This is a genomic window from Bdellovibrio sp. BCCA (genome assembly GCF_037996825.1).
In the GTDB taxonomy this organism is placed as follows: Bacteria; Bdellovibrionota; Bdellovibrionia; order Bdellovibrionales; family Bdellovibrionaceae; genus Bdellovibrio.
In genome coordinates, this window is the sequence record NZ_JBBNAC010000001.1 from 3,409,833 (window position 1) to 3,424,851 (window position 15,019).

16 protein-coding genes are annotated in these 15,019 nt (G+C 44.1%); 6 read left to right on the forward strand and 10 right to left on the reverse strand.

Going from position 1 to position 15,019, the window contains the following annotated elements:
- Nucleotides 1-82: 82 nt before the first annotated feature.
- The 8 genes from AAAA78_RS16445 to AAAA78_RS16480 form a co-directional block, all read right to left on the reverse strand.
- Nucleotides 83-988 carry a 1,4-dihydroxy-2-naphthoyl-CoA synthase gene (locus tag AAAA78_RS16445; RefSeq protein WP_295905219.1) on the reverse strand — a complete coding sequence of 302 codons (906 nt, stop codon included), beginning with the start codon at nucleotides 986-988 and terminating at the stop codon, nucleotides 83-85.
- An 11-nt stretch (nucleotides 989-999) separates the two neighbouring features.
- The gene (gene aroC, locus AAAA78_RS16450) at nucleotides 1,000-2,025 is read right to left on the reverse strand and encodes a chorismate synthase (RefSeq protein WP_340593190.1); all 1,026 of its coding nucleotides are present in this window, start codon (nucleotides 2,023-2,025) and stop codon (nucleotides 1,000-1,002) included.
- Nucleotides 2,022-3,848 (reverse strand): shikimate kinase, encoded by a 1,827-nt coding sequence (locus tag AAAA78_RS16455; RefSeq protein WP_340593191.1) that lies wholly within the window; start codon nucleotides 3,846-3,848, stop codon nucleotides 2,022-2,024. The genes aroC and AAAA78_RS16455 overlap by 4 nt, the downstream gene beginning before the upstream one ends.
- The gene (locus AAAA78_RS16460) at nucleotides 3,845-5,020 is read right to left on the reverse strand and encodes a 3-phosphoshikimate 1-carboxyvinyltransferase (protein ID WP_340593192.1); all 1,176 of its coding nucleotides are present in this window, start codon (nucleotides 5,018-5,020) and stop codon (nucleotides 3,845-3,847) included. The genes AAAA78_RS16455 and AAAA78_RS16460 overlap by 4 nt, the downstream gene beginning before the upstream one ends.
- Complete coding sequence (locus AAAA78_RS16465) at nucleotides 5,013-6,065, reverse strand: 3-dehydroquinate synthase family protein (protein WP_340593194.1); 1,053 nt, start codon at nucleotides 6,063-6,065, stop codon at nucleotides 5,013-5,015. Before AAAA78_RS16465 ends, AAAA78_RS16460 begins: the two co-directional genes overlap by 8 nt.
- Nucleotides 6,065-6,481 (reverse strand): hypothetical protein, encoded by a 417-nt coding sequence (locus AAAA78_RS16470; RefSeq protein WP_340593195.1) that lies wholly within the window; start codon nucleotides 6,479-6,481, stop codon nucleotides 6,065-6,067. The genes AAAA78_RS16465 and AAAA78_RS16470 overlap by 1 nt, the downstream gene beginning before the upstream one ends.
- A gap of 38 nt (nucleotides 6,482-6,519) precedes the next feature.
- Complete coding sequence (locus AAAA78_RS16475; RefSeq protein ID WP_340593196.1) at nucleotides 6,520-6,837, reverse strand: hypothetical protein; 318 nt, start codon at nucleotides 6,835-6,837, stop codon at nucleotides 6,520-6,522.
- Between the two features lie 102 nt (nucleotides 6,838-6,939).
- A complete protein-coding gene (locus AAAA78_RS16480; protein WP_340593197.1) occupies nucleotides 6,940-7,245 on the reverse strand; it encodes a hypothetical protein in 306 nt (101 codons plus the stop codon).
- Between the two features lie 87 nt (nucleotides 7,246-7,332).
- Between AAAA78_RS16480 and AAAA78_RS16485 the strand changes: the two genes are divergently transcribed.
- Entirely contained in the window at nucleotides 7,333-8,193 is an 861-nt protein-coding gene (locus AAAA78_RS16485; protein ID WP_340593199.1) for a LysR family transcriptional regulator, read from the forward strand.
- On the opposite strand, the gene AAAA78_RS16490 is transcribed toward AAAA78_RS16485, so the two are convergent.
- Nucleotides 8,166-9,308 (reverse strand): MFS transporter, encoded by a 1,143-nt coding sequence (locus AAAA78_RS16490; RefSeq protein ID WP_340593200.1) that lies wholly within the window; start codon nucleotides 9,306-9,308, stop codon nucleotides 8,166-8,168. The genes AAAA78_RS16485 and AAAA78_RS16490 overlap by 28 nt on opposite strands.
- Before the next feature lie 102 nt (nucleotides 9,309-9,410).
- Between AAAA78_RS16490 and AAAA78_RS16495 the strand changes: the two genes are divergently transcribed.
- Nucleotides 9,411-10,280: a LysR family transcriptional regulator gene (locus AAAA78_RS16495; protein WP_340593201.1), complete on the forward strand. Its 870-nt coding sequence runs from the start codon at nucleotides 9,411-9,413 to the stop codon at nucleotides 10,278-10,280.
- Here AAAA78_RS16495 and ung read toward each other — a convergent pair.
- Nucleotides 10,270-10,959 carry a uracil-DNA glycosylase gene (gene ung, locus AAAA78_RS16500; protein ID WP_340593202.1) on the reverse strand — a complete coding sequence of 230 codons (690 nt, stop codon included), beginning with the start codon at nucleotides 10,957-10,959 and terminating at the stop codon, nucleotides 10,270-10,272. The two genes, AAAA78_RS16495 and ung, sit on opposite strands and share 11 nt — an antisense overlap.
- Before the next feature lie 147 nt (nucleotides 10,960-11,106).
- Between ung and AAAA78_RS16505 the strand changes: the two genes are divergently transcribed.
- From AAAA78_RS16505 to AAAA78_RS16520, 4 genes are all read left to right on the forward strand, one after another.
- On the forward strand, nucleotides 11,107-11,508 hold the full coding sequence (locus tag AAAA78_RS16505) for a hypothetical protein (protein ID WP_340593203.1): 402 nt from the start codon (nucleotides 11,107-11,109) through the stop codon (nucleotides 11,506-11,508).
- A gap of 32 nt (nucleotides 11,509-11,540) precedes the next feature.
- Nucleotides 11,541-12,497, forward strand: a complete 957-nt coding sequence (locus AAAA78_RS16510) for an aldo/keto reductase family protein (RefSeq protein ID WP_295900664.1) — start codon at nucleotides 11,541-11,543, stop codon at nucleotides 12,495-12,497.
- A 31-nt stretch (nucleotides 12,498-12,528) separates the two neighbouring features.
- Nucleotides 12,529-13,368 (forward strand): substrate-binding periplasmic protein, encoded by an 840-nt coding sequence (locus tag AAAA78_RS16515; RefSeq protein WP_340593204.1) that lies wholly within the window; start codon nucleotides 12,529-12,531, stop codon nucleotides 13,366-13,368.
- A 158-nt stretch (nucleotides 13,369-13,526) separates the two neighbouring features.
- Entirely contained in the window at nucleotides 13,527-14,852 is a 1,326-nt protein-coding gene (locus AAAA78_RS16520; RefSeq protein ID WP_340593205.1) for a hypothetical protein, read from the forward strand.
- Nucleotides 14,853-15,019: the final 167 nt, after the last annotated feature.

Consider the following 15,019-nt stretch of genomic DNA (forward strand, 5'->3'; position numbering starts at 1 on the left):
CTTATGTCATCTGCATGGTAAAGAGATTATTATTCTTATAAGGAATAATGGGTTTGGCGAACCCAAACCCATTTTAAAAGACTTAGTAGTGCCAAGGGAACTTAGAGAAATCTTTAGGACGTTTTTCTACGAAAGAATTTCTGCCTTCGACAGCTTCTTCCGTTCCGTAAGCCAAGCGAGTCGCTTCCCCGGCGAACAATTGCTGACCCACCAAACCGTCGTCGCAAAGATTGAATCCATACTTCAACATGCGCATCGCTGTTGGTGATTTTGAATTCATTTCGTAAGCCCACTCCAACGCCACTTTCTCAAGATCTTTGTGAGGGATCACAGCATTGACCATGCCCATTTCAAAAGCCTCTTGAGCAGAGTAATTGCGACCTAAGAAGAAAATCTCACGCGCACGCTTTTGCCCAACCATGCGGGCCAAGTAAGCTGAACCGTAACCGCTATCAAAACTTGCGACGTCTGGATCTGTTTGTTTAAAGACCGCGTGCTCTTTACTTGCAAGGGTCAAATCACAAACCACATGAAGTGAGTGACCGCCACCGACAGCCCAACCAGGAACTACGGCAACCACAATCTTAGGCATAAAACGAATCAAGCGCTGAACTTCCAAAATATGCAAACGACCCAAACGAGCCAAATCCATTTTTCCAACAGCTTCTTTATCTTCGTATTTGTATCCGTCTTTTCCACGAATACGTTGATCACCGCCAGAACAGAAAGCCCATCCACCATCTTTAGGAGAAGGACCATTGCCTGTGATCAAAACAACACCGACGTCTGCCGTGATACGCGCATGTTCTAAAGCCGTATAAAGTTCATCCACCGTTTGTGGACGAAAAGCATTGCGAACCTCAGGACGATTAAAAGCAATACGAACAGTTCCCTGATCTTTCGCACGATGATAAGTAATATCCTGAAACTTCACGCCAGGAATTTGAACTTCTGTCCACCACTCTGGATTAAAAATATCCGAAACCATTTTATACCTCTTTAGATACGGTCCGTTTTAGACCATAAGTAGTGATCTGCCAACACCAGCCATGTCATAGATTCCAGAACTGGTATAGCTCTGGTGACAATACAAGGGTCATGACGACCTTTTTTAGCGACATCTAAGATGGAACTTGTCGGTTTAAAAGAAACTCGCAATAAAATGCTTTCACCCGTTGAAATTCCACCGCGAATACCGCCATAGGCAGTTTGTGAGCCTTGGTGGAAGTCCGTACCCTTTACTGCAACCGCATCAAAACCTAAACCCAACTCAAATCCATTCGTGGCACCTACGCTTAAGAAGGCCTGCGCCAAATCAGATTTCAATTTATGAAATACAGGTTGTCCTAAATAACCGGGCGGATTCTGAATCAGAATTTCAGCGACGCCACCATAGCTGTCTCCCTGCTCTTGCGCCTTCTTTAGCAAAGCATCAACTTCATGATCGCGTGTTGAAGGAAAGCGCGCCTGGAAAGAATCAATGTTTTTAGATGTGACTTGTTCACGCTCTTCTTGAGACAACGTGAAAGGACCAATTTGTGAAGCATAACCAAGGACCTTTGTTGGTGCACTTACATGCTTCATCATCATTTGTGCTACGGAACCGGCCATCACACGCGATACGGTTTCGCGACCGGAAGAGCGTCCACCGCCACGATGATCACTGTGACCGAATTTATTTTTCCACATGTCATCGGCATGACCTGCGCGAGGACTTGTTTTAATATCTTTATAATCTTGCGAGCGTGCATCTTGATTGCGCACGATCATGGCAATCGGAGTTCCTAAAGTTTGCCCTTCAAAAACGCCGCTTAAAATTTCCGGCGTATCTGTCTCTTGGCGGCTTGAAACAATTTGTCCCGAACCATGATGACCAGGACGGCGACGCTCCAACTCTTTTTTTAAAAGAGCCTCATCAAACTTCACACCCGCAGGACATCCGTCAATCACGACTCCTAAAGCCGTTCCATGACTTTCACCAAAACTTGTTATCACAAAACGGGAACCGATTTGATTTGCGCTCATAGCGCCTCCTCACAGTTTTTCCAGAAAATTCTTTGGCCTTGTGCTTGACCTGTGAACATCACAAGTCCTGACTGATAATTGGCTCCGCACTTTTGTGCGTACTCGCGCCCCAGAGAGTCCTCTTTATAATTTAAATCGAATACCATCGCTGGATTCCATGATGCTGGCGGTATCAATGTCTCTGACGAACGAGGAGCAGCCCAGATCAAAATCTTGGGTTGTAGATCTGCAGCATCTTCATTTCCAACACGAGGTTTTCCTGTGCGCGAGGAAAAATAACTTGCGTGAGGTAAAGCTTTTTGGATCATTTCTAAAACACCGCCGCCACCCCAAACAAATATTTCTTTTTGCAGCGGCGCGATCATTCCAACACCTTCAATGAGTTCGGCAAAACCTTGATCGTCCGTAGAAGTTCCCATCCACATTTTTTCGTTTTCATTCCAATAAAGCGTGTTGAGTGCTTTTAGCTCTAAAGACGGCACGAGCTTCGCAGCATTTTCTTTATGTGGAGATGTCACTGCTGCGTATGAAAGTCCGAGCTTTCTTAGTATTGGCAAAGCTTCGTTCCATTCATCTCTGTGGATAGAAATAGCAAAGACAGGAAGATTTTTTTTATGAAAGAAATCAGAATGCTCCATAGGAGTAAAGCTGTGCGCCACGGGATCGCCAAGGACAGCAGCAAATTTCTGCGATTTTTGAGGCGTCATAAGCCAGGCCCACAAAGACGGTTGATCTCCAGCACTGCCGGTGTCTTCCTTCCAAAAATTAATAAGCTGCTGACCTTTCTTAAAACGGCGATACCATTCCCAACGACCAGAAGAAGAACGTGGCAAAAAACTGCGTTTTGTCGAAAAGGCTTTCTGCCACTCTTCACCTTGCGATAACTCCTGAAAGTTAGATACTTCAGGGGCATACTTCATATGCGCGACGTTGTCTTCGAAACGCCCCCACCCATTAAAATGAGTACGGTCGTGCAATGACAGAATCAGTTTGTCCTTAGGAACCTGATGAAGAATATCTTCAGGTGTTCCCAGTTCCCACGGCCAATCGATCCAAGTGGATTTTTTTACTATTTCAACATTTGCGGAATCACTCCAAAAAGAATTCCAATCTTGGTTCTTCCTGAAGGAATAAATAAATTTATCGTTGGGCAAATCTTGAAGCGCACGCTGAATTTGCTCTGTCGAAAGAAGATCATCACGCAATTCAAAAAAATCCAGCCCACGGCTCGCATAACGGGCTCTAAAAAGGGACCATCTTTTTTCGCTTGCAAAAAAATCCGGTAGAATCGTGAATCCCCCACCCACGTCTTCAAGCGTGTGTGTCAGAACCATTTTTTCCATCGCCATGGCATGATGGCGATTTTCAAACATACCTTCAGGCATCAAATAAACTTCGTCGGCGCGCTCATGATATCTTTGCTCACGCACTTCTGCTCGCTTATGAAATTCTTCAAGCGGTGAAAGATCGGGCTCTAAACGTGGCCGATTCAGAAAAATTCTTCCGTCTAGATCTGTTTTTCTTTTCACCCAAAGCACACGGACCGTTTCTGGAATCACGGAAAGATCGAACCCGGCTCCAAGAACCAAATAAGCATTTTGATTCGGTCGTTGCAGAATTTCTAAGAAAAGCTGTCTTTCCATTTCTCGAAAATAGGTTTCGCCGTGCTCAAGAAATAATTCACGAATGGATTTACCGATCTTTTTTTCGATCTCAATATCCAGATCGATAAAGTCCACGGACGAATCCCGAGTGTAAAGCATCAAACGCTTCATCAACTCCGTTTTTCCCGTTCCGCGATGTCCAACAACAGCCGTAATCATGGTTTGATTCCTATCATGTCCCAAAATTCAGGAAAACTTTTATTGATAACTTGAGGTTCTTCAATGGTGATATCGTGGCCTTTTAATTTCATTAAAGCGGCCGCCATCACCATACGGTGATCCTTATCGGGATTGAACTTCACACCCTGCACAGGCTTTTGCTGAGTATTCCCGTGGATAATCATGCCGTCTGGCAAAGACTCATGCCTTACGCCCACTAAACTCAAAAGATCTGAAACCCGGGCAATACGATTGGATTCTTTACTCACTAAGTGAGGTGCGCCATAAAGTTTTGAAGTCCCTTGAGCCCAACTGCATAGCACAGCCAGAACTGGGAAAAGATCTGGTGACTGAGAAAGATTGAAATCCAGAGGTTCCAGTGACGTCGTTTCTTTCACAGTTAGTGTCGAACCCTGCACAGAAAAGTTCACATGCATTTTTTTAAAGACATCTAAAAACACGATATCGGGTTGTGTGCTTTTCTCTGAAAAGTTGGTGATCACGACTTCACCCGCAAGAGCGCCCGCTGAGGCCATTGTAAACATCGAGCTGACATCGGCTTCGACCGTCCACGACGTTTTGTGAATCTTCTGCCCAGCTGGAATAATATAACCTTGCGAAGTCTTCTGAATTTGCATTCCTAAAGACTTCACCATTTCTAAGGTCAGCAAGAAATAAGATTCCGAATTTTTTCCGCCTACTAATTCAAATTCCAAATCGAAATCCAAATTCCAGGAATTTAATACTAAAGCCGAAGCATACTGACTGGATTCCGCCATATCCACACGTAGAGGCGCAGAAGGTTTTTTCCAGCCCTTTCCTTTTACAGTCATTGTGTCTTCACAAAGTTCGGCTTCAACACCAAGCTGACTTAAAAGATGAACCAAACCTTTTTGCGGTCTTTGCAAAAGACGGCGTGTAGCCCCTAAGTTGTGCATACCTTGATTACGGGACGCGCGTAATGCCATAAAACGAAATGTCGTCCCACCCTCGCCACAGTCAATAACACTTTGATCACTTAGGTGTTTTAAGCCTTCGCGCATATGACGAACGTCATCACATTCCGAAAACCCCTGAAGCTTTAAAGACGGAAAATAACTTTGCACAATCAAGGCGCGATTGAAAACGGATTTCGATCCAGGTATCTCACCTTGAAAGTGCAGCTTAGCCATTGAGCTCTTCCTCTTTTTGACGGCAGACTTCCATTAACACTTCATCGACCGTGACTTCGCGAATCACGCAGTGACCGGGTTTTTTCAAAAAAACAAAACGCAAAGTTTCAGACCTTGTTTTCTTCTTGTCGCTAAGAAGTAATTTTCTAAAATCTTTTAAAAGCGAAGCTTTTGTTTGCAGAAGCTCGTCACGCAACGGAGAAAGCAGATATCCCACCACCGGTGAGCGCTGAATTTTTTCATACTCGCTCACGGTCATGATTTTATTTTCTACACTCCATCGAAGCGCAAAGTCCAAACCGTAATTTATAGCAACACCGTGAGGAAGTTTGTAATACGCCTCTAAGACATGCCCCATCGTATGTCCCAGATTCAGTATATGACGATGACCGGATTTTTCTTCAGGATCTTTAGAAACGACTTTGTTTTTAGCATCTATGGATGCCGCCAAGTATTTCCAAACCGTCGCTGACGTAATTTCATATTCTTTAGAAAGATCCGCCCAAAGTTTGCCACCGGCAATCCAGGAAATTTTCAAAAGCTCCCCGAAACCTTCAAATGCACGAGCTTCAGGTTGCGCAATAAGAAGCGAACGGACCAATACGATTTTATCCGCAGGATAGAAAGTGCCAATTTGATTTTTAGCCGATCCGACATTTAATGCCGTTTTCCCGCCGTGAGCAGAATCAATCGCTGAAAGCCACGTGCTAGGCATTTGCACAAGCTTCACGCCGCGCTTAAGAATGCTGGCAACAAATCCACCAAAATCCCCAACACTTCCTCCGCCAGCAACCACAAGGGTCAAACGACGGCTGGAGGTGTTTTCGCAAAGCTGAACGATTTTGAAAATGTGTGCCGGGAATTTTTCAACAGCTTTCAATTCTTCTCCGGCGCGAACACCGTAAGACAAAGAAAACTGCTTCATCCATTTTTTAAATGCAGGTGATTTTTTGGGAAGAACTTCGTCGTAAATCAACAGAAGTTCTTCACCTAATTCAGAAACTCGCGGAAGCTCGTTAGAAAAGAGCAAAGAGCTTTTTTTCATTATTTAGATTCTTTGAATTCAGCTTTGGCTTTTTCGTAAGACTCTGACAACGAATCCCAAGCTTTACTCATGCCAGATTTCATTTCGGACCAAGCCTTGCCAGAGCTTTTTTTAAGTTTAGAAAGATCTTTTTTCATCTCGTCTTGCTTTTTTTCAAGAACGGCGATTTGCGCTTTCATTTCTTTTTTAGCTTCGCCACTTTTCTCTGAAGCCTTGGCCTTCATTTCAGAAATTTCTTTCTTCAAATCCGCCAACTTGTTTTCCATGTCCTTTTGGAATTGTTCTTTTTGCTCTTTAGTATAATCAGCTGCCGCAGAAGCCGCTTCTGTTGTTTTTTGCTGAACGTCTTCTTTTGTCGTTGCTAGTGAAACAGACGAAAATGAAAGAGCAAGAAGGGAAATAACTAGGAATTTCATACTGGTCTCCTTTGACGGAGACCAGTTTACAAAGAGGCTTATTTTACTTCAAGAATATTGAGCTGAGTCGCCTCTACCGTGACGCTCACGGGCTTTTTACCATTCAAACTTTCTTCAAGTTTCTTTTTATAGGCGTCAAACTCTGCCACATCTCGTCGCAAATAATAGGATCCTGAGGTTTTCACAAAAAGAACCACAAGCCCCTCGTCGTCTTCACGCAATTTTTTAACCACATCATTCACGGATGTACGCTGTTGTTCAGCGCTGGCTGGTTTGCGGGCCTTTGAATGGGCCTCCGCTGAGTTCATTCCCATGGTGGCTGCCAAAGTCACTGCTGCTACAAGAATCCACTTCATGATTCACTCCTTTAAGGTTGAGATATATTCTTATCGGCGACGCCAGGCTCAGCTAGAGCCCGACCTTCGTCCATACCCTCAACGGTTCAAAGTGAGATCATTCTAATGGCACTGAATTTCTAGTTTTCCTTGCGGAAGTGCAATTGTGAAGAAAAATGGACCTTCATTATTTTGCGTAAAGCTATAGCTTCCCGCTTTAATGCTCGTAAAATAAGAAAACTCCACCATCACAATTCTTACGTGAAAATTCTCTACATCTTCATCAAATACATAACTTGCAAGATCAGCGTTTGGATGGACCACCGGTAAAAGCTCGACTTTGCTTCCATTCACTTCGCAAACTGGGTTGATTGAAGCCCATGTTTGCACTGAAAACGCCATTAAAAATGCCAACAACAAAAATTTCATACCGTCTCCTTGTGGCGCGCAAAATAATGCACCTCGATAAATTAGTAAAATTCATTATTTTAACTTTAAAAGTAAGTATTATTAATTATGGATTTAAATCTGATTCACCTTCGCTACTTCGTTTCAGCGGCAAAACTCGGCAGCCTTGCTGCCTCCGCAAAAGAAAATCACGTGACTCAATCTGCAGTGAGCCAGGGGATTCGTAAGTTAGAGGAGGCCTTAGGTTGCGATCTTCTTATTCATCAAAAAAACCGTTTTAAGCTGACTCAAGAAGGAGAGGCTCTGCTTTCAAAAGCTGAAAGCCTGTTTTTACAGGTCACGGAACTTAAAGAACACCTTCGAAGTACGGCGAATGAAATCAGTGGCGACGTTACTTTGGCAACTTCAGCCACCATTGCACAATTTGTTTTACCTTCTGTGATTAAGAAAGCAAAGGACTCTCATCCCCTTCTTAAGCCTGTCATTCAAATTGGTGATGTCGCTTTTATTCTAAATGAAGTGAAAAAGGGCCGAGCCGAATTAGGCATTGTGATTGATGACGGAAACGTTCGCGGTGTCGAAAAAAAACTTATTCAGGAAGGCGCTTTTTGCTGTGTTCAATCGAGCAGCCAGAAATATTCAGACAAAGCTCCATTTATGGCAACACGCGAGAGTCCCGGCGTTGAGGAATTAAAGAAAATTTATAAAAAGAAATTTTCAAAGCTTCCTGAAATTGCGGTGGAAGTGGAAAGCTGGGAAGCCATTATTGGTATGGTTCAGCAAGGTCTGGGCGTGGGCTTCGTTCCAGATTTGGTATTATCACAACATCAAAATATCAAAGAGGTCGCTCACCTTGCGGAACTCGGTCAGAAAATAAAATACAAAACTTACCTCATCCACAAAGGAGAGCAGCAGCTCTCCCGCCAAGGAAAAGTTTTTTATCAAAAGCTTTTAAGCACTCTAGTTTGAGAACGTGTCGCAACAAAAACAACGCAAAGAACAGAAGCCAAACAGCTTACCAGAAATACGGACGGATAACCTTTTTGAGCTGCGAGCCAACCAAAAAGGAAATTACTTCCTAAAAGTGAGAGATCCCAGAAAGCCGTGTACCAACCAAGTACATTGCCTTGGCGAGCAGGTTCCACACCGCGCACAGATTCAATCGCTAGCGCAGGATACATGAGCGCCAAACCAAGTCCTCCCAATAAAGATCCAAACACCGTCAAGAGCCAAAATGGAGACACAACCACACAGAGCATTCCTAATGCCGCTAACGACGCGGAACTTGCAGCCACACGCGAACTACTGTAGCGATCAATCCAATGTCCTCCGAAAACTCGCATCAGAACAAATCCCAAACCGTAAGCCACAACCATCCAGGCGCCATAATTCCAAGAGCGTGAAGAGAAATACAAGGCACCGAATGTAGAAACCGCGACGAAGCCCGTGGAAGCTAATGCCAAAGTATATCCGGGAGCCAAAGATTCTTTAGGAATCCATTCCACTGATTTATCTTCAGAAGAACCAAGAGGAATGCTTTCCTGGAAGAATGCAACAACTCCGAAGATGGATGGCGGAAGAATGGCGGCAGCCACCACCGCTAAAAATCCCTGAACACTGTTAATAAATCCGCCGACCATAGGACCTATCGTTGCACCCAACCATAAAGAAAGTCCGAAGAGGCTGACCAGTTTTCCTTTTTGCTCTTTAGGTGCTGTCGCAATCACCCAGGTCGTTCCCGCGGTAAAAGTAAAACCTTCGCCGAAGCCTTGCAGAAAACGAGCGACACCAAAGACCACATCCGAAGCCGGAAGAAGAAAAAGAAGACTGCCTAAAGCACAAAGACTTGTTCCAAATGCCAGCGTTCGCCAGATTCCAAATTTAGACGTCGCTCGTCCCACAAGAAGTCGCGATCCCACGGCTCCCGTCGGTTGCAAGCCCATAATAACGCCGACAGCGACATCTCCCAAACGAAGCTTTTCATGAATGAACAGCGGAAGAACCGGAATTAAAACTGCAATAGCGAAGAAAACTGAAAACGCAGCTGCAAAGACAAGCCAGAACTGCCACTTCCACTTGTTCATAAAAGAACCTCCAAAAGATTTTCCTATTGTGGACCTTCTTTTTGATCTGGTAAAATGATTTATAAATATGGTCTTAATCATTTTTAATGATGAAAGGATTTTATGAACGCTTCAGATCTTCAAGTCTTTAAGGTTGTTGCCCACGAGGGAGGCATGACTAAAGCCGCCCAGGTCCTTAATACCGTTCAGTCCAACATCACCGCTCGCATCCGCATTCTGGAAGAAGAGCTTGGCGTTCCTCTTTTCTATCGCGACAAGAAAGGCGTGCGCCTGACCTCCGCTGGAGAACGCCTTATACCCTATGCAGAAAAGATCCACGATCTCTTAGCCGAGGCCAAGGAAATCGTCGCACAGACAGACACTCCTCAAGGAGCTTTGCGCATTGGCTCCCCAGAAACGACAGCGGCTCTTCGCCTTTCCAATATTCTTTCAGATTATGGAAAAAAACATCACGACGTAGACTTGTCATTGGTCACGGGAACGACAGAGTTTCTCATTGAAAACGTTCTCGCAAGAAATCTGGAAGGTGCGTTTGTTTCTGGCAATGTCGACGATCCGCTTTTAGCGTCCTTTCCAGTCTTTGAAGAAGAAATGGTTTTCTATATACCGAAAACAGCCAAAGATCCGTTTTCATTTTTGAGAAATCAAAAAGCCAAAGTATATGTCTTTTGCACGGGCTGTTCTTACCGCCGCCGTTTAGAAAAAATTCTGACTGAACACAACATCACACAAGTGAAAGTCATGGAGATGGGATCTTTTGACGGCATCTTAGCTTGTGTCGGCGCGGGATTAGGGATCACTCTTTTGCCAAAGGCTTTTAGCGAAGAAAAAACTTGGAAAGCTCGTTGGTCGCACAATATCGCAGTCTACGGATTAAAAAAATCAGCGGCGATTGTGCCCACTTATTTTATCCGTCGTAAGGATACATTTCTTTCGCCCGCTTTGAAGTCGTTTATGGAGATTATTTCGTGAGATCCCAATTGATCTCAGAAATTCCCTTAGAGCGCAGATACGCATTGGCCTTGGAAAAAGGTTTTGTTCCGAAGAACCCGCGGTGAGCTGACAAAGGTGACGGATGAACAGCTTCGATCACAAAATGTTTTTTGCGATCTACAAACGAAGCTTTCTTTTGTGCGTAAGAGCCCCACAGGACAAAAACCAGATTCTCTTTTTGCTCGTTGAGAACATGGATGATTTTATCCGTGAATTCTTCCCATCCTTTGCCTTGATGGGCGGCTGCTTTACCATCTTCTACGGTCAAAACAGCATTCAAAAGCAAAACACCTTGTTCTGCCCACTTGGTTAATGAACCGCTTTTGGGAATTTGCGCGCCAACGTCGGCTTGTAATTCTTTAAAAATATTTTGCAAAGACGGAGGAAAACGAACTCCATCGCGCACAGAGAAACAAAGCCCATGAGCTTGCCCCGGACCGTGATAAGGATCTTGTCCCACAATCACGACTTTGACTTTATCAAAAGGCGTAAGATTCATCGCTGCGAAATATTCTTCGCCGCGAGGATAAATGGTTTTTCCCGCCTTGTATTCTTGCACAAGAAAGGCGCGCAACTTCTTCATGCGTTCGCTTTCGAACTCATTTTCAAGACGCTCTTTCCAAGATAAATCTAACTTTACTTCGGGTTTTGTTTCCATCTCATCCTGACACACGACATAGGTCCAGGGAACGGATTCTAATGCAATCCTATTCGTTTTCAAATTATTTTTTGCTTCTTCCCTAACTTGACCAGACAAATTTAGACCCCATTGTTACAATAAGACTAGAGGAAAAGGAGGCCGCCTATGACGACTCTTCTAAATCCCACCATACAACTTATTGAACAAAACCCGGAAGTTAAGTCTTTTATATACCAGCAGATCTCCGAGTTTGAACCCTTTGTTACCCCACAAACTGTCGTGGCTGTCGTGGCAAGAGACCCCAAGAAACTTGCGCTTCAGTATGAAACAGATGGCAAGGAGTTTACAAGGGAAGGTCTCAAAAAACTCTACCGCATAGCCATAGTCCTGAACGAAAGTGGGACGACTGTGGAAGCTGAGGGAGTCCACCAAGACATCTTCGAGGCCATCAAAGCAGCGAAAGATAATCTTCTGACGAAGCTTGTTGCAATTCAGGATTCTGTTATCAGCCAACAAGATCGGATCATTGAGATCAATCATTACTTGCAACATCCAGTTCTTCATTAAGATAATGGGTCTTCTTCCTGAAGGAGGCCCTCATGTTCAATCCAAATATGCCTTACCGCAGCGCCGGTCGCTGCGGACTTAAACTCAGCTCGTTTTCTTTAGGAGGTTGGACGACCTTCGGCGGTACTGTGAAGGACTTCACATCTGTGCGAAGCATTTTACGTCTGGCCTATGAAACAGGAATTAATTTCTTCGATATCGCCGACATTTACGCCAAAGGTGAATCCGAAAGAATCATGGGAGCCGCGCTCAAAGATTTTCCTCGTCACGAACTGGTTGTGTCGTCCAAAGTCTTTTGGCCCATGAGCGATGACATCAACGACAAAGGCCTTTCTCGCAAACATATTCTTGAATCCGTAAACAAAAGTCTTCAGCGCATTGGCACTGATTATTTAGATATTTATTTTTGCCACCGCTACGACCCTGAAACTCCTGTTGAAGAAACTGTGCGTATTATGGATGACCTCATTCATCATGGAAAAATTCTGTACTGGGGCACGAGTGAATGGACAGGAGAACAAATTCAAGAAGCGATGGACGTCTGTGAAAAGGGCGGCTACTACAAGCCGCAAATCGAACAACCTCAATACAGTCTTCTTGCTCGTGAAAAATTTGAAAAAGATGTTAGACCTAAAGCGAAGGAACACGGCATGGGCCTTGTGACATGGTCCCCGCTAGCTTCGGGAATGTTGACAGGAAAATATGACGAGGGAGTCAGCGAAGGGCGTCTTTCCCGCATTGATTGGTTGAAGGACACTTTTTATACCGACAAAAATGTACAAAGAGTGCGCGACATGAAAAAGATCGCCGATGCTTTAGAGTGCACGCGAGGACAATTGGCTTTGGCTTGGTTGGCGGCCCAAGAAAATCTGACAAGTGTGATTCTTGGAGCCACGAGCATTGAACAATTGCAGGAAAATCTCGGCGCTATTAAGGTGAACATCACGCCTGAGGTTGATAAAGAACTTAAAAAACTTTTCGCTTATTAGGAAGAGCCGCTTGCTGATCAAGAATTGCTTTTTGTCTGTTTTGTTGTTTTTGTTTGGATTTGCGAATTTTTCGCTAGCTACTCCTTTGGAACTCAAACGCGGCGAAAATTATTTTGTAATCGGCGTCGGGGAATACGATTACCTTCCCCACACGGGCTTTGTGAAAGGGCGCTTTGCCGGATTCGGCGAAGCTGTCCTTACCGCCTTTGCAAAAGCCAAGGGATACACCTTTGAATATAAAGCAGTTTCTATTCCCCGCATGTTTAAGGTTTTTTTGGAAGATGCCACAGTCGACTTTATGTATCCCAATAATGAATACTGGGATGCGGAACACCAACGCAAAAAAGGAGTTCTTTTCAGCTCACCGGTGGTCACTTATGTCGACGGTATCGTTGTCCGTCCCGAAAATAAAAAAATTTCTTTAGCTCAGTTAAAATCCATTGGCATTATCAAAGGCTTTGACCCTATTCAGTACAAAGATTTGGTCAAAGAAAAGAAAATTAAAATGTACGAACACAGTGACGTCGTAGCACTCCTAAAAATGGTACTCAACAAAAGAGTCCAAGGAGCTTATCTCAATCCTCTGGTCGCCGCCTATTATTTGAAAACCCACGTAAAGTCCGATGAGATGCTTGTTCTTGCCGACAAATTACCTTTCATCAACTCCTCTTATTATTTCTCGACAATCAAATATTCCAAGGTGCTCGAAGAGTTCGATGAGTTTCTAAAAAAAGAGCGTTCGTTCTTTCACAAACTCAAAATTCAGTATGGCGTTCAAGATCCTTTCCTCAAAGACCCTAAAAAATACACGCCTCCCCTTGTCTCTGAGGAGACATCTTTCGTCACCGATCCGTTGTTCGCGGAAAAATAAAAAACGCCGCTCACTCTTAAAATAGTTAGTATTCATTTTCTATCTTTTTTGAAATTCATGTTCCGTGGGCCTCGTCATTGCATATCTTTTATGTCTGTTATTTAACTGTTTATGTTAATTCACAGTTGTTAGCCTTGCGCATCACACAAGGAGATATTATGAAAGCCCTTTCGGCATTTTTAATTTTATGCGCCTCTATCCCTGCCGCGTACGCCACCAGCACAACAACTTGGGATCTCAACAACCAAGATGCCTACGGCTGCTATGCGCGCAATGGCATCTATTCGGACGGCGTTTGTATTGATGCTTCAGCCTCTGCACACGTGGCCGCTATTTTAAGTAATGGCATTCGCAAAGGCGGTGGCAATGAAAGCTCAGTGGGAGACACTGTCGTTGAAGGAGATGTCAAAGTCACAAAGGCTTACGACAATCCTCATTTTCGAGAAATCTTTATTTCTGTCAGCGCCATTCCTCGCGATGAAGTGTTGAACTACAACGAAAAGAATGAACAGAATTATCACAACTCCAATCGACTGCGTGCGGATGGATTTGTCGATCGTCCGTGGATCTTAGCTAACATCGGTGCCAACATCGCTGTCACAAATTCTCAGGACGTCACCGTTCTTGCAGGAAGTTTTCCGGCAAGTGGCTTGGATCCTTTGAAAGGAAAACCAAGTCGTTACTATATGACAGCCCCTTACGGCATCATGGTTCGTTACGACAAAGGGATTCAAATGAACTATCAATTGAAAGAAGAATTAGATCGCGTGATCCTGGCCTCTTTCAGTGTGATTGATGGTGATGGCCTTAAAGGCGAATCCAATATTGATCCTGCGGACTCGCGTGCCAACTCATATCCTTCTTATGCAGGTACGATGGAACTTCGAATCACCAATGCACTTCGCAAGGTTTTTGAAAAATCATCGCCGTACTTAAAGAATCACGATCTTTATATCGGCGTGACTGGAAGTCACGGAGACACGGGCAGCTATGCAGGCCAAAAAAGATCCCAAGACGATCTTACGACTTATTTGGGTTACATGTTCACTTCCAAATATGGACAAGCCGAAGTTCGCGTCTTCCGTTCTGACTTTAATCGCAACAAAGCCGGCAACGGTGACGGACGCCACGGCCCTCAAGTGGAATCAAGTGCTCACGGTGTTGAAGTTGCATATCGTGGGTTGGAGTCACGTCTTTGCTCTTGGGACTTTTATTTGAACAAACATATTTTTGAAAATAACAGCCAAGATCCCGATGGAGAATTCACTTACGACAACGTTCGTGGCGTGAAAGGTTGGACTGCGGGAACGAGCTGCCGCAACTTTTGGGGCGTTGATAATTTGGATGTCGGTTTTGAATATGGAAACGTTGAATTAAAGAGCGCACCAGGAACAAAACTTTCTGGCGCTTATCCTCTAACCTCAAATTTATTCAATCTGACGTTCACGTATCGCTTTGGTTTGCACAAAGCTTATAGAAAATAAGCAGCGACAAATGACAAATGTATTTACCAAAGACCGGGAGAAAACGCTGAATTTATGCCTTTATAGAGAAGGTATTTGAGACAGAGTTTTCTCATATAAATGTTGATGCCTTTTGGCACCCAGTGGTTTCTTTTTTGAAGTTTGGGTTATACTGAGTTCGTAGAGAG